The 18,632-nt window shown below is 66.9% G+C and carries 17 protein-coding genes; 11 read left to right on the top strand and 6 right to left on the bottom strand.

Annotated elements, in window-relative coordinates:
* Nucleotides 1-33: 33 nt before the first annotated feature.
* Nucleotides 34-1,002 (top strand): alpha/beta fold hydrolase, encoded by a 969-nt coding sequence (locus EJV47_RS20875; protein WP_126695147.1) that lies wholly within the window; start codon nt 34-36, stop codon nt 1,000-1,002.
* Between the two features lie 65 nt (nt 1,003-1,067).
* Here EJV47_RS20875 and EJV47_RS20870 read toward each other — a convergent pair whose 3' ends face one another.
* Nucleotides 1,068-2,108 carry a hypothetical protein gene (locus EJV47_RS20870; protein ID WP_126695146.1) on the bottom strand — a complete coding sequence of 347 codons (1,041 nt, stop codon included), beginning with the start codon at nt 2,106-2,108 and terminating at the stop codon, nt 1,068-1,070.
* Nucleotides 2,109-2,300: 192 nt separating this feature from the next.
* Between EJV47_RS20870 and EJV47_RS20865 the strand changes: the two genes are divergently transcribed.
* A complete protein-coding gene (locus EJV47_RS20865; protein ID WP_126695145.1) occupies nt 2,301-3,131 on the top strand; it encodes an AraC family transcriptional regulator in 831 nt (276 codons plus the stop codon).
* A gap of 225 nt (nt 3,132-3,356) precedes the next feature.
* The gene (locus tag EJV47_RS20860; RefSeq protein ID WP_126695144.1) at nt 3,357-3,920 is read left to right on the top strand and encodes a cupin domain-containing protein; all 564 of its coding nucleotides are present in this window, start codon (nt 3,357-3,359) and stop codon (nt 3,918-3,920) included.
* A gap of 274 nt (nt 3,921-4,194) precedes the next feature.
* On the opposite strand, the gene EJV47_RS20855 is transcribed toward EJV47_RS20860, so the two are convergent.
* The 3 genes from EJV47_RS20855 to EJV47_RS20845 are packed head-to-tail and all read right to left on the bottom strand — an operon-like array spanning nt 4,195 to nt 6,181.
* Complete coding sequence (locus EJV47_RS20855) at nt 4,195-5,097, bottom strand: histone deacetylase family protein (protein ID WP_126695143.1); 903 nt, start codon at nt 5,095-5,097, stop codon at nt 4,195-4,197.
* Nucleotides 5,098-5,152: 55 nt separating this feature from the next.
* On the bottom strand, nt 5,153-5,770 hold the full coding sequence (locus EJV47_RS20850) for a hypothetical protein (protein WP_126695142.1): 618 nt from the start codon (nt 5,768-5,770) through the stop codon (nt 5,153-5,155).
* 12 nt (nt 5,771-5,782) lie between these two features.
* Nucleotides 5,783-6,181, bottom strand: coding sequence for an NUDIX hydrolase (locus EJV47_RS20845; RefSeq protein WP_126695221.1), 399 nt, complete (start codon nt 6,179-6,181; stop codon nt 5,783-5,785).
* A gap of 467 nt (nt 6,182-6,648) precedes the next feature.
* Here EJV47_RS20845 and EJV47_RS28940 point away from each other — a divergent pair, with 467 nt between their 5' ends.
* The 6 genes from EJV47_RS28940 to EJV47_RS20820 all read left to right on the top strand — a co-directional run bounded on the left by EJV47_RS28940 (nt 6,649) and on the right by EJV47_RS20820 (nt 15,235).
* Nucleotides 6,649-6,771 carry a hypothetical protein gene (locus EJV47_RS28940; protein WP_279389069.1) on the top strand — a complete coding sequence of 41 codons (123 nt, stop codon included), beginning with the start codon at nt 6,649-6,651 and terminating at the stop codon, nt 6,769-6,771.
* A gap of 309 nt (nt 6,772-7,080) precedes the next feature.
* Nucleotides 7,081-8,388 carry a PcfJ domain-containing protein gene (locus EJV47_RS20840; protein WP_126695141.1) on the top strand — a complete coding sequence of 436 codons (1,308 nt, stop codon included), beginning with the start codon at nt 7,081-7,083 and terminating at the stop codon, nt 8,386-8,388.
* A gap of 223 nt (nt 8,389-8,611) precedes the next feature.
* Entirely contained in the window at nt 8,612-10,141 is a 1,530-nt protein-coding gene (locus tag EJV47_RS20835; protein WP_126695140.1) for a TROVE domain-containing protein, read from the top strand.
* 383 nt (nt 10,142-10,524) lie between these two features.
* A complete protein-coding gene (locus EJV47_RS20830; protein ID WP_126695139.1) occupies nt 10,525-11,358 on the top strand; it encodes a TIGR02452 family protein in 834 nt (277 codons plus the stop codon).
* A 1,658-nt stretch (nt 11,359-13,016) separates the two neighbouring features.
* Complete coding sequence (locus tag EJV47_RS20825) at nt 13,017-14,423, top strand: RtcB family protein (RefSeq protein WP_126695138.1); 1,407 nt, start codon at nt 13,017-13,019, stop codon at nt 14,421-14,423.
* A gap of 260 nt (nt 14,424-14,683) precedes the next feature.
* Nucleotides 14,684-15,235 carry a 2OG-Fe(II) oxygenase gene (locus EJV47_RS20820; RefSeq protein WP_126695137.1) on the top strand — a complete coding sequence of 184 codons (552 nt, stop codon included), beginning with the start codon at nt 14,684-14,686 and terminating at the stop codon, nt 15,233-15,235.
* A 194-nt stretch (nt 15,236-15,429) separates the two neighbouring features.
* On the opposite strand, the gene EJV47_RS20815 is transcribed toward EJV47_RS20820, so the two are convergent.
* Nucleotides 15,430-16,005: a helix-turn-helix domain-containing protein gene (locus EJV47_RS20815; protein WP_126695136.1), complete on the bottom strand. Its 576-nt coding sequence runs from the start codon at nt 16,003-16,005 to the stop codon at nt 15,430-15,432.
* 235 nt (nt 16,006-16,240) lie between these two features.
* Between EJV47_RS20815 and EJV47_RS20810 the strand changes: the two genes are divergently transcribed.
* Both EJV47_RS20810 and EJV47_RS20805 read left to right on the top strand, forming a co-directional pair.
* Nucleotides 16,241-17,677, top strand: a complete 1,437-nt coding sequence (locus EJV47_RS20810; protein ID WP_126695135.1) for an RtcB family protein — start codon at nt 16,241-16,243, stop codon at nt 17,675-17,677.
* Nucleotides 17,678-17,760: 83 nt separating this feature from the next.
* Complete coding sequence (locus EJV47_RS20805; protein WP_126695134.1) at nt 17,761-18,324, top strand: hypothetical protein; 564 nt, start codon at nt 17,761-17,763, stop codon at nt 18,322-18,324.
* A gap of 66 nt (nt 18,325-18,390) precedes the next feature.
* On the opposite strand, the gene EJV47_RS20800 is transcribed toward EJV47_RS20805, so the two are convergent.
* Complete coding sequence (locus EJV47_RS20800) at nt 18,391-18,612, bottom strand: PID-CTERM protein-sorting domain-containing protein (RefSeq protein WP_126695133.1); 222 nt, start codon at nt 18,610-18,612, stop codon at nt 18,391-18,393.
* Between the last annotated feature and the right edge of the window lie 20 nt (nt 18,613-18,632).

Genomic DNA, 18,632 nt, shown 5'->3' with positions numbered 1-18,632 from the left:
GCCGCCGGGCCGATTGCCGCCCCCGTCGGCGGTATGCCCGTTTTCCTGGTCACCTTCACCGCTACCGTTATGGTGAATACCTTTTCGCCCGCTTACCAATGGCCGGCCCGGCAGGAGCCGCTGCCCGCCGCGCCCACCGAGTTTCGTTACGCCGAGCCACCCGGCATCGGCTGGGTGCGCCTGAAGTACCGCCTGCTGGCGGCCGTATCGACGGAATGGGCGTTTCGGTCGGCCTGGCGCCTGTTTTGCACCCCGCGCCGGCTGCCGCGCAAGAAGTGGGAAGACGCCGCCCTGGCCACGGCCCGGGCCTTCCGGGTGCCCTTCGAGGGCGGGGCGCTGGCGGCGTACGAGTGGAACCCCGCCGGCCGGCGCACGGTGCTGCTGGTGCACGGCTGGGAGCACCGCGCCGCCTTCTGGGGCGTGTTTGCCGACGGCCTGGTGCGGGCCGGCTTCCGCGTGGTGGCCTTCGACGGCCCGGCCCACGGCGACTCGCCCGGCCGCATGACCACCCTGCCCGAGTTTGGCCGCGCCACCCAGGCCGTGGCCGATTACCTGGGCGAGGCCTGGGGCGTGGTGGGCCACTCGTTCGGGGCGGCCACTACGGCCGGGCTGCCGGTGCAGTTCAACCGCCGCGCCGCGGGCGAATTGCCGCGCCTGGTGCTGATGAGTGCGCCGGGCAGCACGCCCGCCGTGGCCCAGCGCTTCGCCGATTTGCTGGCCCTGCCCGCCGCCGTGGTGCAGCGCATGGGCGAGTATATCCGCTCCCAGACCGGCCGCGACGCCGAAAGCTTCAGCCTGACCCAGGCCGCCGCCCGGATGCGGGCCGCCCGCGTGCTGCTGCTCCACGACTGCCAGGACGAGTCCGTGCCTTTCGCCGAGGCCCGGGACATTGCCCGCAGCTGGCCCGGTATCGAGTTTCACCCGACCACCGGCCTGGGGCACAACAGGATCATGCGCGACCAAGGCGTAATTCGGCAGGTGGCGGCGTTCCTGCAGGGGTGAGGTAGCACTGGCAGTCCTTGCTTCAGCCTGCCTCCTGGCAATGACTATCAGCTGCACCGCTTGGCTCAGATTTCCTCCTGTCCGGCGTCGGCCAGCTCGCGTAGCAGCTGCCGCAGGCCGGCGGAATCCTGAATGGCTTGTTGCACCAGCTCCAGGTACTCGGCTTCGGCGCGCAGCTCCCGCTTGATCTGGCGCAGCTCGGCTTCCTGCTTTTTGCCAGTGCCGAAAAAAGCGTTTTTGTCGCCGTAGCGCAGCTGCTGCAGGCGCAGCTTTAGCTCGTTTTGCTGCTGCTGCAGGGCGCGCACGTAGCGCTGCAATAGCTCGTCGGATTCCTGGTCGGCGTCGAGGGCGGTGCTTTCGGCCAGCAGCTGCAGCAGGGCGTGCAAATCGTCGGCCTCGTAGGCGCGGATGACGCGCTGCATGCGCTCGGTTTTCTGGCGGGCCACTTCCGGGTCGCGCTCCAGGTCGGGGTGGTTGGCGCGGGCCAGCTGGCGGTACACGGCCTTGGTGCCGGCCTGCAGGCGCTGCTGGTCGGCCCGCAGGGCGCGGGCGGTGGCTTCCTGCTCGCGCTCCTCCTTGCTTTTGCGCTTGCCGCGCTGATGGGCGTGGTGCTCGTGGTGGGGCTCGAAGTCATGGGCCGTGGAGCTGCGGGGCGCCGAATCCTGCGGCTCATCATCGTCCTCAAACTTCGGCGCCGGCCGCTGCGGGGCGTAGCGCCGCAGCAAGTCGTCGGCTTCCTCGCCGAAGCGCTGCTGCAGGGCCCGGGCATTACGCCACAGCAGCTCCTCGATGCGCTGCTCCTCCAGGCGGCTGAAGTAGCCGGTGGTCAGGGCCATTTCCAGGGGGCCGAACAGGGCGCGCCGAATCGTCACCACGGCATCGGCCAGCGGGCCCACTTGGCGCCAGTACTTGTGCTTGGCCTCGCGCTGCTCCCGCTCCAGGTCCTGAATCTGCAGGCGCAGGCTCTCGACCTTCTCCAGGGCCTCCCGAAACGCCTGCTGGGCGGGCGTGCCGGCAGCCTCGGCGGGCTGGCCGGGGCGGGCCAGGCCGCGCTGCCGCTGGGGCGTGCGGGAGGAATCGAAGTCTTCGAAGTGGGGCAGGGGCATGGCGTCGATGTGAATGGTAACAGGGCGCCGCAAAGGTACGGCGGCCTTATTCGCCGGCTGCGGCGCCGAACCCTGGCAACACGGGGGCAGCCCGGCGGCGGTAGCGTTTTTTCTGGCAATCCGGACTATGCTGCGGCCTAGTATCTTGGTACCAGTCGGCGGCGGCTGGCCGCTCACATCTTCCCGGGCCCCATGACCTTACTCGACCTTGCGCCCAGCGCGCCGTTGCGGGAGCTGGTGCGGCTGATTCAGGTGATTGAATTTGCTTTTGCCGGGCCGGGGGCGCTGCCGTTCAAAGCCTACCCGCCCCGGCCCGAGCACTGCCTGGCCTTTTACCCGCGCGACGCCGAGCACATAGCCTACCCCGGCGGCCCGGCGCGTCGGCCCAAGCCGCGGGCGGTGCTCATCGGGCAGCACGCGGTGGTGAGCCACCGCTACGTGGGGCGCACTTTCCTGGCCCTGCAGGTGGTGCTGCAGCCCGGCGCGCTGTGGCGGCTGACGGGTATTCCGCAGGCCCGGCTCACCAATACCTACGTCGACGCCGAAGCCGTGTGGGGCGCCGAGATGCGGGCGCTAAATGCCCGGCTGAGCGGCATGGCTACCTGGGCCGAAATGCTGCCGCACATCGAGGCCTTTTTGCTGACGCGGCTACCGCGCTGCGCCGCCCCGCTGCCAGCCGATGCGGCCGCCCGGCTGCTGCTGGCCCCCGCCAGTTCGGGCCTCAGCCTGACTGCCCTGGCCGATTACGCCTGCCTGAGTCCGCGGCAGCTCACGCGGCAGTTCACGGAGCGGCTCGGCGTCAGTCCCCACCTGTACGCCCGCATCGTCCGCTTCGACCGCGCCTTTCGCTTCAAAAACGCCCACCCCGATTTTGACTGGCTGAGCGTGGCCCTGGCCTGCGGCTACCACGACCACCAGCACCTGGCCAAGGATTACCACGCCTTCACCGGCAGTTCGCCCAGCGCGTTTTTTCGGCAGGATACCCAGGCGCCGGAGCGGCGGTTCGGCTTGTTTGAGGGCTAAGTCGATGCCGGACGGCCGACCCGCCGCGTGGCGAAACGTTTTGCTGGCGCCAGCAGCGCAGCCCGGCTAGCACGCCCTGCCGGGCAACGCGCGCCATCGGGCCAGCGAGCAGCTTCATTTTGGGGCTGAACGCGCGGACGGCGGCGAGTAGAATGTCCGGATTTTACCAACGGCCGGGCCGCGCAGCAGTGCATGTTTGTGCTGTCACCAACCAACTGGCCTGCCATGAATCGTCGTCGTTTTTTACTCACGGGCCTGCTGGCGGCCCCGGCCGCGGCCTTGCCCGCCCGCGCTGCACTGGCCCTGGCGCGCCCGGTGGCGGCCACGCCCGCCTTCGTGGTGCCGCCCGCACTGAGCCGCTTTCAGGAGAAGACGCTCATTAACAACTGCCCCAACGACATCAAAATCTCGGGCCGCGACACGGGCGGGGCCGTGGCCCTGTTTGAGTACACCGGGCTGGCCAAGGGCGGCCCCAGCCTGCACCGCCACCTGGCGCAGGACGAGGTATTCTACGTGGTGGAGGGCCGCTACCTGTTTGTGGTGGGGCCGGAGCGGCACGAGCTGACGGCCGGGGCTACCATCTTTCTGCCGCGCCAGGTGCCGCATACCTGGACGCAGCTCACCGCCACCGGCAAGCTGCTGTACTGGGTGCAGCCCGCCGGTCAGCTCGAAGACTATTTCCGCCGGATTGCCAGCGGTCAGCCCCGGGGCACTGCGGCTGAGCGGGCCGCTCTGGCCCTGGCTCACGGCATCGAGCAGCTGGGGCCGCCGCTACCCGTGCAGCCTTGAAGCGGAAACCACCCGCCGGAGAGTGTTGGCCCTACAGCCGCAGCGCGGCGCCATATTGGTAGAACTGCCGCCGCAGTACACCCGAGCTGCAGCGCAGCGGTATGGCAATGGTGCCGCGTGGACGTAAACGGCAGCTCAACCTCAGCGAAGCCATGCCGCTGCGCTACGGCTCGTTTCGCTCCAGCAGAGGGCACTTGTCTACCAACATGGCGCCGCGCTACGGCTGCAAGCGCCCGCAAAAAGGCAGTGCTGGAGCAGTGCTAGCCACCAAACATTACCCCCACAGCTCGTAGGCCACGGCGAAGGTCTGGCAGTGGGCATTCACGATGTCGGCCAGACGCTCGGAGTAGCCGCCGCCCATGCTCACGGCCACCGGCAGGCCCAGGCGGTGGCAGAGGCCCAGCACCAGCTCGTCGCGCTGCCGGCAGCCGGCGGGCGTGAGGGCCAGCTTGCCCAGCTTGTCGGTGGCCAGCACGTCGACGCCGGCCTGGTAGAACACAAAATCGGGCTGCACGCGCTCCAGCAGGCCCGGCAGCGTATCCTGCAGGGTTTGCAGGTAGGCTTCGTCCGGCATGCCCAAGGGCAGCTCGATGTCCAGATCCGACTGCTCCTTGCGCAGCGGGTAGTTGGCCCCGGCGTGCATCGAGAAGGTAAACACCCGCGGCTCATCCCGGAAAATACTGGCCGTGCCGTCGCCCTGGTGCACGTCGAGGTCGACGATGAGCACCTGCCGGGCCTGCCCCTGGTGCAGCAGCCGCGCCGCGCTGATGGCCAGGTCGTTGAGCACGCAGAACCCCTCGCCGCGGTCGGCAAAGGCGTGGTGGGTGCCCCCGGCCAGGCTCAGGCCGATACCGTCGCGCAGCGCCTTCAGGGCCGACTGCACCGTGCCCGCCGCCGACGAGAGGCTGCGCCGCACCAGGTCCGGGCTCTGCGGCAAGCCCAGGCGGCGCACCTCGGCGGGGGAGAGGCGCAACTCCTTGACCTTGCCCCAGTACTCGGCCGTGTGCACCCGTAGAATGTCCTCCTCGGCGCAGAAACCGGGGTCGTAGATGTCCTCGGGGCGGGCAATGCCCTGCCACAGCAGCTGCTCCCGAATCAGCTCGTACTTGGCAATGGGAAAGCGGTGGCCGTCGGGCAGGTGGATGGAATAACGGTCGGAGGAGGCGAGGCAGGGCATACGGGCGGGTGTACGCAGCGGCAGGGTAGGAGGGCGGAGCAGGCCGGCCGCGGACTTAGCCGTCTAACTGGTCGACGTAGGCCAGGAAATCCTCGTAGTCCTGCTTGTCGCGCAGATAATCCGCGTGGTCGTTATAGAGGCTGGCGTGGGCTTTGTCGCGGCGGTGCGGGTTGGTGAGCAGCACCCGCCCATCGGGCAGCTGCACGCTCTCCCACCCGTCGTGACTGGCATACTGCTCGGGCAGGCGCGTGGTGGTCTGGCCGTGCAGCAACGCAGTGCGCTCGGCGGGCGTCAGGCGTACGTAGCCGAGCGGGGCGGTGTCGCGGTGCCACCTGATGCGCACGTGGTGCCAGGCAGCCTGAGCCTCCTCCACCGTGCGGAAGAGGTAGCCGGAGGTATCAGCCGTTACCCAGTGCCACTCTTCGTTGAGGCCCTCATCCCAGTCGGTTTCCAAATCCACCGGCTCGTAGTGGGCGACTTCGCCGTAGCAGCGGCCGTCGGGCGTGGCATACAAAGTCAGCCGGTAATCCTCATCCGTCAACTGCTGGCCAGTGGGTGCCGCCGTGCGCAGGCCGTCCCGCCAGCGCGCCCCGGTCAGCAACTGCAGGCTGACGCGGCGCCCACCGAGCATGGGCAGCGCAAACGTCAGCTCGTAAGCGGTAGATTCATCCATCGGCGGCGCGGGTTAATCGGCCAGGCGGCCCTGCTGCCGCAGCCAGTCGAACAGCTGCTGGGCCATGGCCGACACGCGGGGCCGGTCGTGGTACGTGAGCCAGGCCATTTCCTCGATTTCGGCCGCGGGCTGCAGCGTGCCCTCATACTCGGCCGCGTAGCAGCGCATGCGCAGCAGCGTGCCCGCGGGCTGCCCGTGGGCCGGCGCCTCGAAGGCACCCAGAAACTGCAGCGTGTCGGGGCGCAGGTGCACCGTCAGCTCCTCCTCGATTTCGCGCAGCAGGGCCTGCTCGTCGGTTTCGCCCGCTTCGCGCTTGCCGCCGGGAAAGTAAAACCTATCCTGGCCGCGGCTGCGGGCCAGCAGGGCCTTGCCCTCGGGCAGGTGCAGCCAGGCTATTTTGTCAATTATCATCACGCCGGGTAGAGTCGGAAAAGCCGCTTAAAGATACATAAGCGAAAATGCCCGGCCACGGAGGCTGGTTATTATCCGAGGGTAGATAATGCGGCGAAAAGCAGAGCGTGGTAGAAGAAATCAGCGCTACGATTAGCGCCGTATGCTGGGTTGATTAAATGATCGAAAAAATATTTAAAAATTTTTCTTGAAATATTTGGTAGGTGAAAAATAACCTTTCTACCTTTGACCCGTTCAAAGCCCAAAACAACAAACGAACTACCGACTTCACCCGCCATGTTTCGCCACATTAACCCCTCGTACCTAGAGATGCCCAGCAGCCCGCAGGCGGATAAGGTCCAGCCGGGGTTCGGCGCGCACACCACGGAGTGAAGCTCTACTGATAGAAGCTTCCCCCAAGTGAAACGCCCGAATCCCACCAGATTCGGGCGTTTTGTTTTTCATCTGCTTGCTAATTCGTTACTGCCATGATGTCGAACCTCAACGCCCAACGCCGTCCCGCCGCCTGCCTGCAGGTCCTCGTGCCGCAGTGGCGTGAGGGCATCCGGCTGGGCAGTTGCCCGCAATCCGCCGCCCGAAAACGCGGCTAACTCCGGCAACACTCCCCGCGCCCGATGGCTGTTCCTCGGGCCTGATTTCTGGTAATTAATTTCTGGTTTTGCGGCGTTATAATTCGTCGCCCAGGGAAATATTGCCTGAATTATTTCCGCAATAAATATCCGCGCTCCGGCAATTAATTCCGCGTGAATTGCCGACCAAAACTTCACGTCCTTTTTCCAAGCACCAGCCATGTACGAATCGTTCAGACTCCTGCTCCATAATCCCACCTCCAAGGCCCATGAATCCTCGTCTGAAATCCTAACCAGTACCCGCCCTTGCCGGGGCAGTACTGCCGCACAATGGCCAACCGCCTCAAACCCCTACCACACGCCGCCTGGCAAGCCCAACAAGCTCGTATCGTATTAGCCGCGGCCCGGCGCTTCGACTGGCGCCGCATGTCGCCCGCCGAGCAGGTCGAGCACCTGTTCAGCGTCCACGGCCCGCTGCCGGTCGTCGACGCCCACTTCGGCGAAAACTCCGTGCTAAGCGAGTTTTACCGCCACTGCGCCCACGACAAAACCTGGCAGCAGCGCGACCAGTGCGCCGCCCTGCTGCGGGGACTGGCCGCCAAGCGCAGCACCCTGCTGTGGCGCGCCGAGCTGGCGCCGGCGCTGGCGGCCGTGGCCGCGTTCTGGCGCCACCGCTGCCGCGAGCTGGCCGACTGGCAGCCCCGCTCCCGCAATCCGTTTCGGCAGCTGGAAAGTCTGGTGCGCCACCTCTTCGATAAATACGGCGACGTGCCGGCCTGGATTCTCAACTCCTGGACCAGCGGCCGCCTCCACGACGGGGGCGTCAACATCGCCGATTTGACCGTCTGCCTCGGGCGGGGCGCCGCGCTGCGCACCTTCCGCGGGCTGCCGGTGAAGCTCACCCGCAAGGTGGAGCACCACCTGCGCCAGGCGCCGGCGGGCTACACCTTCCTGCAGGCCCTGCGCTACGCCCAGCTCGCCGCCCGCGAGCTGCCCGCGGAGTGGCTCGGACCGGTGCTCGACTCCCGCCTGGGCCGCCGCCTGGAGCCGGACGACGAGTTTTGGCTGCGGGTGGTGGAGTTCTTCGCCGCCAGCCCCATGGTCGACCCCTACCAGCTTGGCCCGGTGTGCGACTGGATTCACCGCAAGCGCAGTGTGGGCATCGGCGACGAGCCCCCGCAGCCGGGCTTCTCCCTGAAGGGCCGCTCGATGCCGAGCCTGCTGGCGCAGACGGCGCAGTGGCACCGGCAGCTGGCCAAGCAGGAGCACCGCAAGCCCGACGCCGAGCCGGCGCTGAGTGCCACCTGGGAGCCAATGGCCGTGCAAAACTTTGCCGGCGGCAGCAAGTGCAAGGTGCGCATCACCCAGCTGCTGAGCTACTGGGAGCTGATCGACGAGGGCCGCGCCCTGCGGCACTGCGTGGCCTCTTACCTCGACGCCTGCCGGCGCGGGCGCAGCGGCATCTTCTCGCTCACCTTCGATGGCTCCCGGGCCCTCACGCTGGAAGTGCAGGCCAACCGCACCGTGGTGCAAGCCCGGGGCCTGCTCAACCGCCGCCTCAACGAGGAGGAGCTGAGCTGGGTGCAGCGCTGGGCCGCCGACAACCGCCTGGTGATTCCCAAGCACCTGTTTGGGTAATCGACCACCCGATAAACCACTCCGCTGATACCGTCGGCGGACTTCCATAAAGGCCCCCGGGGCATTCCGCGCACGTTGCCGGCTGGCAGAACGGGAAGAATGTCAGCCAACGGAATGCCCCGGCTGGCCTGAAAAAAGAGTTGCTGGTTTTCAGTTGATAGTTTCTGGTTGTCGGAGGATGACCGGTCTATCGAAACCAGCAACCAGAAACTAACAAGCAGCCATGCGCTTCAACTTTAGCTTCCGCAAAAACAAGCCGGCCGACGTGGTGAACCACGAAGGGGCGGCTGCCTACTCCCTCACGCCCCAGCTGGAGCTGTACGCCGCCGTGGCTACGGCCGCGCTCAGCGACCAGTTTTACGAAAAAGCCGATACCCGCCTGCAGCGCCTGCGCGAGCTGGTGGCCCAGAACGACCCGCTCTTCGTGGCCCAGCTGGCCGTGTACGCCCGCGAAAAGATGTACCTGCGCACCGTGCCCCTGGTGCTGTGCGTGGAGCTGGCCCAGGTGCACCGCGGCGACAACCTGGTGAGCCGCCTGGTGGCCCGCGTGGTGCAGCGCGCCGACGAGATTACCGAGCTGCTGGCCTTCTACGCCCTGGCCAACCAGCGCCAGGGGCAGAAGCAGCTGAACCGCCTCTCCAAGCAGCTGCAGAAGGGCCTGGCCCTGGCTTTCAACCGCTTCGACGGCTACCAGCTGGCCAAGTACGACCGCGCCGGCCAGGTGCGCCTGCGCGACGCCCTGTTCCTGGTGCACCCGCAGGCCAAAAGCCCCGAGCAGCAGGCCCTGTTCGACCAGCTGGTGCGCGGCGAGCTGCCCACGCCCTACACCTGGGAGACGGAGCTGTCGGCCCTGGGCCAGCAGGCTTTTGCTTCCGACGCGGACCGGCAGACGGCCTTCCGTGAGAAGTGGGAGGAGCTGATTGGCAGCGGCAAGCTGGGCTACATGGCCTTGCTGCGCAACCTGCGCAACATCCTCGAAGCCGAGGTTTCGGCCGGGGCCGTGGCGCAGCTGACGGCCGCCCTCACCGACGAGCGGGCGGTGGCGCGCAGCAAGCAGCTGCCCTTCCGCTTCCTGGCGGCCTACCGCGAAGTGCTCGGGGTGCGCTCCGGTCACGTGGCAGGCTTGCTCACGGCGCTGGAAACGGCCATCAGCCACTCGGCGCAGAACCTGCGCGGCTTCGGGGCCGACACCCGCGTGGTCGTGGCCTGCGACGTGTCGGGCTCCATGCAGCAGCCGGTTTCGGCCCGCAGCAAGGTCCTGCTCTACGACGTGGGCCTGGTGCTCGGGATGCTGTTGCAGCGCCGCTGCCAGAACGTGGTAACCGGCATGTTCGGCAACATCTGGAAGCGCGTGGCCTTGCCGCAAACCCAGGTGCTCGGCAACGTGCAGGAGCTGTACCGCCGCGAAGGCGAGGTGGGCTACAGCACCAACGGCCACTTGGTGGTGGAGGACCTGACGCGCCACAACGAGCGGGTGGACAAGGTGATGATTTTCACCGACTGCCAGCTCTGGAACAGCACCGGCGACGGCAACGACCTGGCCAAAGCCTGGCGCCAGTACCGCCGCACGGTGGCCCCGCAGGCCCGCCTGTACCTGTTCGATTTGGCCGGCCACGGGCACGCCCCGCTGGACGTGCGCGAGCCGGACGGCGTGGCGCTCATTGCCGGCTGGTCCGACAAAGTGTTCGACGTGCTCCAGGCCCTGGAAGACGGCGGCACCGCGCTGGATGAAATCGAGGGAATTGCGCTGTAGGACTTCCGGTCCGAACGGTAGAATCAGCACGTCAGCACGCGAGATGTCTCGACGGGCTCGACATCCTGACGAAACCCCTACCCATCAAAACCCCGGCAGCAAAGCCGTCTGCTTACGTGCCCATTCTTACCCGTCATTCGCTTAGCCCGGTTTAGCTCTATCCGCCCCCTCGATGCTCGTGCGCTGCTTTGCCGCCGGCCTTGCCTCTTAGCCTATCGACTGACCATTACCGCAATAACTACCCCGAATCAGCAACTAACCCCAGCGGGGTACGGCGCGGCGGCAACTGGGCCGCCGCGCCCCGCGCCCGGAGCTATTCTGCTTTACGCTTGCCCGAACCATCGTACCCGCCCCGGCGCCTGCCTGCAAACCCACCTGCCCCAATGAACCGCGAAAACCGTCAACAACTGGCCCGCCTCACCCTCGATGCCCTGCAACAGGGCCGCTACCCGACCAGCAATGGCCGGGAAGTCAGTATCGAGGCCTGGCAACACGCTGCCCATCACGGCAGCCTGCTCTACCGGCCGGCGGACGCCGACGCGCTGGGGCAGGAACTTGCAGCGGCCCCGACCGATGCGGCCCCCGCCGAGCTGCGCGTGTACCAGGCCACCACCCTGGAAGCCGCCCAGGCCCTGGGCCGCGAATTCGGCCGCGTGGGCGTGCTGAACTTTGCTTCGGCCCGCAACCCCGGCGGGGGCTTTCTGGGCGGCAGCCAGGCCCAGGAAGAAAGCCTGGCCCGCTCCTCGGGGCTGTACCCGTGCATTGCGCAGTTTCGCGAGATGTATGAGCATAACGCCCACCTCAACGGCCTCTACAGCGACTATTTCATCTACTCGCCCGGCGTGCCCGTCATCCGCGACGACGCCGGCCGCTGGCTGGAAGAGCCCTACCGCATCGACGTCGTCACGGCGCCGGCGGTGAATGCCGGGGCTCTGCGCCGCAACAGCCCCGAGCTGCTGCCGGAGCTGGTGCCCACCATGCAGCGCCGCATCCGGCTGGTGCTGGCGGCGGCAGCCCGCCACGGCTGCGAGGCCCTGGTGCTCGGGGCCTGGGGCTGCGGGGTTTTCGGCAACGAGCCGGCCCAGGTGGCCCAGTTGTTTGCCGAGGCCCTGCAAGAGCCCGGCGTCCGGAGCCGCTTCCGCCGCATCGACTTCGCCGTCTTCGACCCCAAGCCCCCGCACGCTACGTTGCGGGCCTTCGAATCGGCTTTGACCTAGACCTTTTCAACTCTCCACTCTCATGCAGCTCACGTAAACAAGTTTCAGGTTCTCAACCGCCAACTCGGCAGGTGCCGTAGCGGGGCGTTACTTCGTCTGGTAGAAATGAGCGGCCGTTTCGGCGGCCCCATCGGGTTCGACTCCCGCACGCGCCCCGCGCTGGTTGCCCTGCCGGTCGGATGGTCGAGAACAGTATAAACAACACACGGCAGGGTGCCGTTGGCGCCGCGCTACTTCGCTTGATTTTGATTCAAGAGGGAAATATCCACGCTGCCCCGCTTGTTGCCCTTGCTTTTGATACCCTCGCCGGGTGTCGTAGACGCGCGTTCCTTCGGGTCACAAGTTCGATTCTTGTTTTCCCGGCAGCAGCTTACTGCTGCGGGAAATAGCTCAGCTGGTAGAGCAGAACGGCTATTTAGCCGCACGTTGCGCGCGTCGTTTGTTTACCCCGGCGAATTTTTTGAATCACCGAGCCAGACGGGTGCCGTAGGAGCGCATTCCTTCGCTTTGGGAGCTAGTGCCGCAAGGCTTGCAGGTTCGAGTCCTGCCCGGTTGCCGCGAGGCGACTGGTGGCGAAATTGGTAGACGCGCTATAAAAAAGGGCGCTCCGCCTGTTGCCCCGCTCCGGCTCAACATATAACCCCGCATTGGGTGCCGTCGAAACCGCGCTACTTCGTCGATTCACGAGTTGCGGGTTCGAATCCCGCCTTTCCCGCCGCTTTTTTCACCCGGGAAAGTCGCCAGTGGTAGGGCACCGCGCTGTTTCGCTTGTTGCCCCGTGCGGGGGCAGTTTTTCCATCGGGTGCCGTAGCTCAGCCTTACTTCGCACTTTTAATGCCCGGGTCGCGGGTTCGATTCCCGCCCGTCGGTCGGCAAGAGCCGGCGGTAGCTCAGTCGGTTAGAGCAGGATAGCGGGCTGGGCGCCCTTTCGCCCCGATGGATTGGTTTTTACTGCTTACCGGGTGTCGTAGGGAGGCGTTACTTCGGCGAGACCTTCGGGTTGAGCGGGTTCGACCCCCGCAGCCGGCTGCTGCCGCGGCCGGCGACGCACCTCACCCGTGCGTCGGCAGCGCCTCGCGCCCGTTGCCCCGGTCAGCAGCTGGTTTTTCTGAGTGGTGCCGTAGCGCCGCCCTACTTCGTCGGGTTATACTGAGGTCGGGGGTTCGAATCCCTCCCGTTTCCGGCGGAAACGGTGGCCTAGTGGTTAGGGCGCAGTACTATCGAAGGCGGCGCGCCCCGTTGCCCCCTCCGGGGTGGGGCGGGCAAGGTGTCGTCGGGCAGCATTCCTTCGACTGAACATTGAATCTGAAGCTGCTCACCGGTTGCCCTTGCCCAAACCAGCCCGCCCATGCGGCCGGATGCCGTAGGTCCGCGCTACTTCGACCTGCCACGTCGGGTAGTACGCCGCCAGGCGTATCCCACAGTGCGCGAACCGTCTGTTGCTCCGGCTGTAGCGCGGGCTTGGCTACGCCTTCCTGCGGTTTAGCCCGCGTTTATTCGAATGATGCCAGGCGCATGATGCCCCGGTGGACGCGGGCTAAAGCCCGCGCTACGCCGCACCACCTTGTTGCGTTCCGCACCAGCGCCGACTATACCGTCGGCGCTACGTCCGGCGACGCTTTTCTTCAACTTTCCGCGACACCGTCGCACCGACCGTTATGGCCAATCAATTACGCGGCAACGACCTTCGCCACCTGGGTTTCCCGGAGGGTCGGGCCATCGGGCTGGCGCTGGCCCAGCTGCAGCGCAAGCACCTCAAGCGCCTGTCCCAAACCGACCAGCTGGCGCTGCTCAAACTCATTCTTTCCGACCCCGGCAACTTCCTCACCGACCTCGACTGGAGCCACACGGCGGCCGCGCTGTTGCCCGCGCCCACGCGCCACATTGCCCTCACCCAGCGCAAGCCCTACGCCCTCTACGGCGCCGAGCACGTGGAGGCCACGGCCATTCACCAGATGGAAACGGCCATGAAGCTGCCCGTGACGGTGGCCGGGGCCCTGATGCCCGATGCCCACTACGGCTACGGCTTGCCCATCGGCGGGGTACTGGCGACGGATAACGCCGTGATTCCCTACGCCGTGGGCGTGGATATCGGCTGCCGCATGGCCTTGTCCATCTTCCCGCTGCCGCCCCAGTTTATCACGCAGTGGGTGCAGGAGCTGCGCAATGTGCTGCTCGCTACCACCCGCTTCGGCAACCGCGAAGGGTTTCGCCCCGGCCAGAAGCTGGGCCACGAAGTGCTGGAGCGCGACGAGTTCAACTCGATTCCCTTCCTGCGCAACAAGCAGGCGACGGCCGCGCAGCAAATCGGCACTTCCGGCTCCGGCAACCACTTCGTGGAGTTTGGCATTGTCGACATCACCGCGCCCGCGCCCGAGCTGGGCGTGCCGGCGGGCCAGTATCTGGGGCTATTGTCGCACAGCGGCTCCCGCGGGCTGGGGGCGGCCGTGGCCCAGCACTACACCAAGCTGGCCCGCGAAACCTGCCAGCTGCCCTCGGAAGCCCAGCACCTGGCCTGGCTGAACCTCGACGCGGAGCTGGGGCAGGAGTACTGGGCCGCCATGAGCCTGGCCGGCGACTACGCCTCGGCCTGCCACCAGCAGATTCACCAGCGCGTGGCCCGGGCCCTGGGCGAGCGGCCCCTGACCAAGGTGGAAAACCACCACAACTTCGCCTGGAAGGAGCGCCTGGCCGACGGCCGCGAGGTGGTAGTGCACCGCAAGGGCGCCACGCCGGCCGGCCAGGGCGTGCTGGGCGTCATTCCCGGCTCGATGACGGCCCCCGGCTTCATTGTGCGGGGCCGCGGGGTAGCCGAGTCCCTGGGCTCGGCCTCACACGGGGCGGGGCGGCTGCTGTCGCGCACCCAGGCCAAAAAGGAGCTGGGCGAAGCTGAGGTGCGCCGCCACCTGCGCCAGCACGGCGTGGAGCTGATCGGCGGTGGCCTCGACGAGGCGCCGATGGCCTACAAGGACATCCACCAGGTGATGCAAAGCCAGCACGACCTGGTGGACGTGCTGGGCACCTTCACCCCGAAAATCGTGCGCATGGACGGCGGCGGGGAGTAGGCTTGAGGGTGGTTGGGTGATGGGGTGAATCAGTCAAAAGGAACGTCATCCTGACGAAGGAAGGACCTTGCTCAAACCCCGCACCACCGCTGACAGCAACGCGCCGAGGCCAATCAACCAGAACGACCGAAGCGCAGCCACTGCGGCCCGGAAGATGGGCGGCTGTGGCTGCGCTTGTCAGGTGGTGCAGGGGGCGAGGAAGGTCCTTCCTTCGTCAGGATGACGTTCCTTTTGCCTAATCACCAATCACCATTTCACCGATGACCCGTACCCAGCTAACCGAATCCATCTTTACCGTCGACGACTTTCTGAGCCGGCAGGAGTGCCTGCAGTACATGGACCTGAGCGAGCAGCTGGGCTACGAGGCGGCCAAAATCAACACGACCAAGGGCGCCCGACTCATGCCCGCCGTGCGCAACAACAGCCGCGCCTTCCACCGCAGCGAGGAGCTGGCCCAGCAGCTGTGGCAGCGGGCCCAGGACTTTGTGCCGGCCGAGCTAGGCCGTAGCACGGCCCTGGGGCTCAACGAGCTGTTCCGCTTCTACCGCTACGGCCGCGGCCAGCAGTTCCGCGGGCACTACGACCAGAGCTTCGTGCGCAGCCCCACCGAGGCCAGTCTGCTCACCTTCATGGTGTACCTGAACGACAACTTCCGCGGCGGCGACACCGCTTTCCGCCAGCTGCGGGTGTGGCCCCGGCAGGGCCGCCTGCTGGTGTTCGAGCACGGCCTCTACCACCTGGGCCGCACCGTGGAGGAGGGCGTGAAGTACGTGCTGCGCACCGACGTGATGTTCCGCCTGCCCGAGCCGTAGCGCGGGCTTTAGCCCGCGTCCGTTGAACGTCCCCGGCTGCAAAGGCTGATGGGGCCATGCAGCGTGCGGGCCTGCTTCCTTGCGCTTTGGCCTGATACGGTCCGGACAACGAGCCAACGGACGCGGGCTAAAGCCCGCGCTACGGCCCGGCCTGACCACGCCCGCCCCGCCCTGGGGCGGGCGTTTTTGCGTGCTCACTCCACGGCCGTTTTCAGCAGCTCCCGCAGCGCGGCGGCTTCGGTTTCGAGGGCTTCGGCCTGCAGGCGCCACAGCTGGTACTGGGCGCTCTGCCCGGGCAGCAGGGTCGTGCGACGGTGGCTGAGCCAGCGGTGCCGGTGTTGGTTGAGCACCCCCGGCCAGTCAGTGACCGGGTCAGGGTTAGCTTCAGGGCCAGGGTCGGGTGGCAGGGCAGCGCGCAGATGGGGCAGGGCGGCTGCCAGGCGGGCCGCCAGAACCGCCTGTTCTTCGAGCGGCCGCAGCTGCCACCGCAGGCGCCGGGCGTGGTGCTGGCAATAATTAAGGCGGGCTTCGAGGGGGCCGCGTTGCGGCGGTCCGTACGCGGGCGTTGTGAGCGGTTCGGCGGGCAGTTGGACGCGCCAGGGTTCCAGGTCCATGTCTACCTCTATGGGCATGGCCCGGTCGCCGGATTCGTAGCGGCTGAGCTGCGGCTGCGTCAGGCCCAGCCACATGGCCATTTCGTGCTGATCCAGGCCAAAATATCGTCGTATGCGCTGCAACAGCGAATCGGAGAAGCGGGCACCTCGGGCCATACTGGCATAAATAACTGGTGAACGATGAAAATTTATGCCGCCTGCTGGCATAGATAAAAGCCCGCCAAGAATTATTTATGCCAGTAGGTGGCATAAATAATTGGTCATGGCAAGAAATATATGCCAGTTCAGGACGAGCAGAACGTGCGGCCAGCGGCGCGCTGGCTACCTCCACCGTAACCCGCGCCCGTGCCGCTGCGCTACACCGGGTACCAACCTTCCTCCCGCCCGCCCCATGGCCAAGAACACCACCAAGCTCCACGGCAAAGATTTGCGCCAGCTCGGCTTCACCGACGACAAGCACATCAGCCTGGCCCTCGACATCCTCGCCCAGCGCGAGCTGCGCCGCCTCGACAAGGGCAGTGCCCTGGCCCTGCTGCGCGACATCAAGGAAGACCCGTTTAAGTACGTGCGCGACTCCACTTGGCGGCCCCTGGCCCAGGAGCTGGTGCCCCAGCCCAGCCGCGAGGTGCGCCTGAGCCCCGACGTGAAGGATTACCGCCGCTACGGCGACTCGTTTATCGAGGACGGGGCGCGGCGGCAGATGGACACGGCCATGCAGCTGCCCATTACCATCGACGGGGCGCTCATGCCCGACGCCCACCAGGGCTACGGCCTGCCCATCGGCGGGGTGCTGGCCGTCGACAACGCGGTTATTCCGTACGGGGTAGGCATGGACATCGGCTGCCGCATGGCCCTGTCGGTGTTCGACGTGCCGCCGCGCTACCTGGAGCAGCGCCGCGACGAGCTGAAAAAGCTGTTGCACAACCACACCCGCTTCGGCAACAAGGAGGTGTTCAAGACGCCCGCCGACGACCCCATTCTCGACCGCCCCGAGTTCCGGGAAATTGCGGTGGTGCGCGGCAAGCGCGAGGCGGCCATTGCGCAGCTGGGCTCCTCCGGCTCCGGCAACCACTTCGTGGAGTGGGGCATCGTCGACATCACCGCCGAGGACAACGACCTGAACCTGCCGCTGGGCCAGTACCTGGGGCTGCTTTCGCACAGCGGCTCCCGCGGGCTGGGGGCGGCCATTGCCCAGCACTACACCAAGCTGGCCATGAACCGCCGCCCCCTGCCGCCCGAAGCCCGCTACCTGGCTTGGCTCGACCTCGATACCGCCGAGGGCCAGGAGTACTGGGCGGCCATGAATCTGGCCGGCGACTACGCCTCGGCCTGCCACCGCGACATTCACCGCCGCCTGAGCAAGGCCCTGGGCCAGGAAGTGCTGGCCACAGTGGAAAACCACCACAACTTCGCCTGGAAGGAGGAGTTGGCCGACGGCCGCCAGGCCGTGGTGCACCGCAAGGGTGCCACGCCGGCCGGCCGGGGCGTGCTGGGCGTCATTCCCGGCTCAATGACGGCCCCGGGCTTCATCGTACGCGGCCGGGGCGAGCGGGATTCCATTCAGTCGGCCGCGCACGGGGCGGGGCGGCGCCTCTCGCGCACCCAGGCCAAGCAGCAGGTCAGCGAAGGAGAGCTGCGCCGCCTGCTGCGCGACCAGGGCGTGGAGCTGATCGGCGGCGGCCTCGACGAGGCACCGATGGCCTACAAGGACATTCACCAGGTGATGGACCACCAGCGCGACCTGGTCGACGTGCTCGGCTCCTTCCAGCCCCGCATCGTGCGCATGGACGCCGGCGGCTCGGGCAAAAGCAAGTACGGCGGGGAGTAGCCGGGGCGGCGGGACCGGCGGCCGTGTGCAAAACCGGGCGGCCATGCATCTACCGCGTACCTTCCATTCCAGCCCGCTGACGTATGCCCCACTCACCATTACGCTCCGCGCTGCTGCCCGGCCTCGTCGCGGCTCTGCTGGCCCTGCCCGCCCGGGCCCAGCAGCCCGACTCGGTGTTCCACCCGCCCGCGCTGCAGCCGGTATTCGTGCCGAAGTATTTCCCGGTGTACTTGCTGAACGCGCGCCTCATCGTCGGCGACCGGGGCCTGCGGGCAATTGGTCCCCAGGCCATTCAGAATTTTGAACTGTACAGAAGCGTGCTGGCCACTCCGGTGCGGTGGCGCAGCCTGGTGCCCCACGGCCTCATGGTGCTGACGCTGAAGAAGGAGGTCCGGCTCAGGCTGAGCAGCAGAAGCCAGGCGCAGATCCGTCGGCGGCTGAAGCTGCCCGCCGCGGCGCGCTTCGAGCTGGACGGGCTGCCGCTGGAAGATGCCAAACTGCGTATCGCCACGGCGGATATTGAGGCGCTGGACATTAAAACCGCGCCCGGAGCCGCGCCGGTGATTAATGTGCGCCTCGTGCGCCTGCCGCCCCGGCCGCATCCGCCGGGCACCATCCTCATCCAGGGCTTGACCCGGCAGCAGTAAGCAGCACGGATTAGCAACAAAAAAGCCCGGACGCAAATCCGGGCTTTTTCGTGAAGTAGTGCGCCGTTAGGCAGTTCGGCGTTTGCGCAGGCGGTTGAGGGCGTAGGCCGCGCCGCCGGCCAGCAGCAGCGAGGCGCCGCCGTCAATGGGCACGGCGGTGGGGTCGGGCTGGTTGCCGGGCACGGGGCCGCCCGAGCCGGGGTCGGTTTGGGCCTGAGCGGACAAGGTAACCAGGGAAAAGACCAGGCAGGCGCCGAGCAGGCGCAGGGAAGAGGCAACGTGATGCATGCAATCAGGGCTGATGACGG

It is taken from the genome of Hymenobacter gummosus (assembly GCF_003970915.1).
Taxonomy (GTDB): Bacteria; Bacteroidota; Bacteroidia; order Cytophagales; family Hymenobacteraceae; genus Solirubrum; species Solirubrum gummosum.
This window is presented reverse-complemented; position numbering and strand designations above follow the sequence as displayed.

Bases quoted from the DNA above. Each gene is read 5' to 3' on its own strand.
- EJV47_RS20875 (WP_126695147.1), top strand. From the start codon at position 34: ATGCCCGTTTTCCTGGTCACCTTCACCGCTACCGTTATGGTGAATACC.
- EJV47_RS20870 (WP_126695146.1), bottom strand. From the start codon at position 2,108: ATGCCCCTGCCCCACTTCGAAGACTTCGATTCCTCCCGCACGCCCCAG.
- EJV47_RS20865 (WP_126695145.1), top strand. From the start codon at position 2,301: ATGACCTTACTCGACCTTGCGCCCAGCGCGCCGTTGCGGGAGCTGGTG.
- EJV47_RS20860 (WP_126695144.1), top strand. From the start codon at position 3,357: ATGAATCGTCGTCGTTTTTTACTCACGGGCCTGCTGGCGGCCCCGGCC.
- EJV47_RS20855 (WP_126695143.1), bottom strand. From the start codon at position 5,097: ATGCCCTGCCTCGCCTCCTCCGACCGTTATTCCATCCACCTGCCCGAC.
- EJV47_RS20850 (WP_126695142.1), bottom strand. From the start codon at position 5,770: ATGGATGAATCTACCGCTTACGAGCTGACGTTTGCGCTGCCCATGCTC.
- EJV47_RS20845 (WP_126695221.1), bottom strand. From the start codon at position 6,181: ATGATAATTGACAAAATAGCCTGGCTGCACCTGCCCGAGGGCAAGGCC.
- EJV47_RS28940 (WP_279389069.1), top strand. From the start codon at position 6,649: ATGATGTCGAACCTCAACGCCCAACGCCGTCCCGCCGCCTGCCTGCAG.
- EJV47_RS20840 (WP_126695141.1), top strand. From the start codon at position 7,081: ATGGCCAACCGCCTCAAACCCCTACCACACGCCGCCTGGCAAGCCCAA.
- EJV47_RS20835 (WP_126695140.1), top strand. From the start codon at position 8,612: ATGCGCTTCAACTTTAGCTTCCGCAAAAACAAGCCGGCCGACGTGGTG.
- EJV47_RS20830 (WP_126695139.1), top strand. From the start codon at position 10,525: ATGAACCGCGAAAACCGTCAACAACTGGCCCGCCTCACCCTCGATGCC.
- EJV47_RS20825 (WP_126695138.1), top strand. From the start codon at position 13,017: ATGGCCAATCAATTACGCGGCAACGACCTTCGCCACCTGGGTTTCCCG.
- EJV47_RS20820 (WP_126695137.1), top strand. From the start codon at position 14,684: ATGACCCGTACCCAGCTAACCGAATCCATCTTTACCGTCGACGACTTT.
- EJV47_RS20815 (WP_126695136.1), bottom strand. From the start codon at position 16,005: ATGGCCCGAGGTGCCCGCTTCTCCGATTCGCTGTTGCAGCGCATACGA.
- EJV47_RS20810 (WP_126695135.1), top strand. From the start codon at position 16,241: ATGGCCAAGAACACCACCAAGCTCCACGGCAAAGATTTGCGCCAGCTC.
- EJV47_RS20805 (WP_126695134.1), top strand. From the start codon at position 17,761: ATGCCCCACTCACCATTACGCTCCGCGCTGCTGCCCGGCCTCGTCGCG.
- EJV47_RS20800 (WP_126695133.1), bottom strand. From the start codon at position 18,612: ATGCATCACGTTGCCTCTTCCCTGCGCCTGCTCGGCGCCTGCCTGGTC.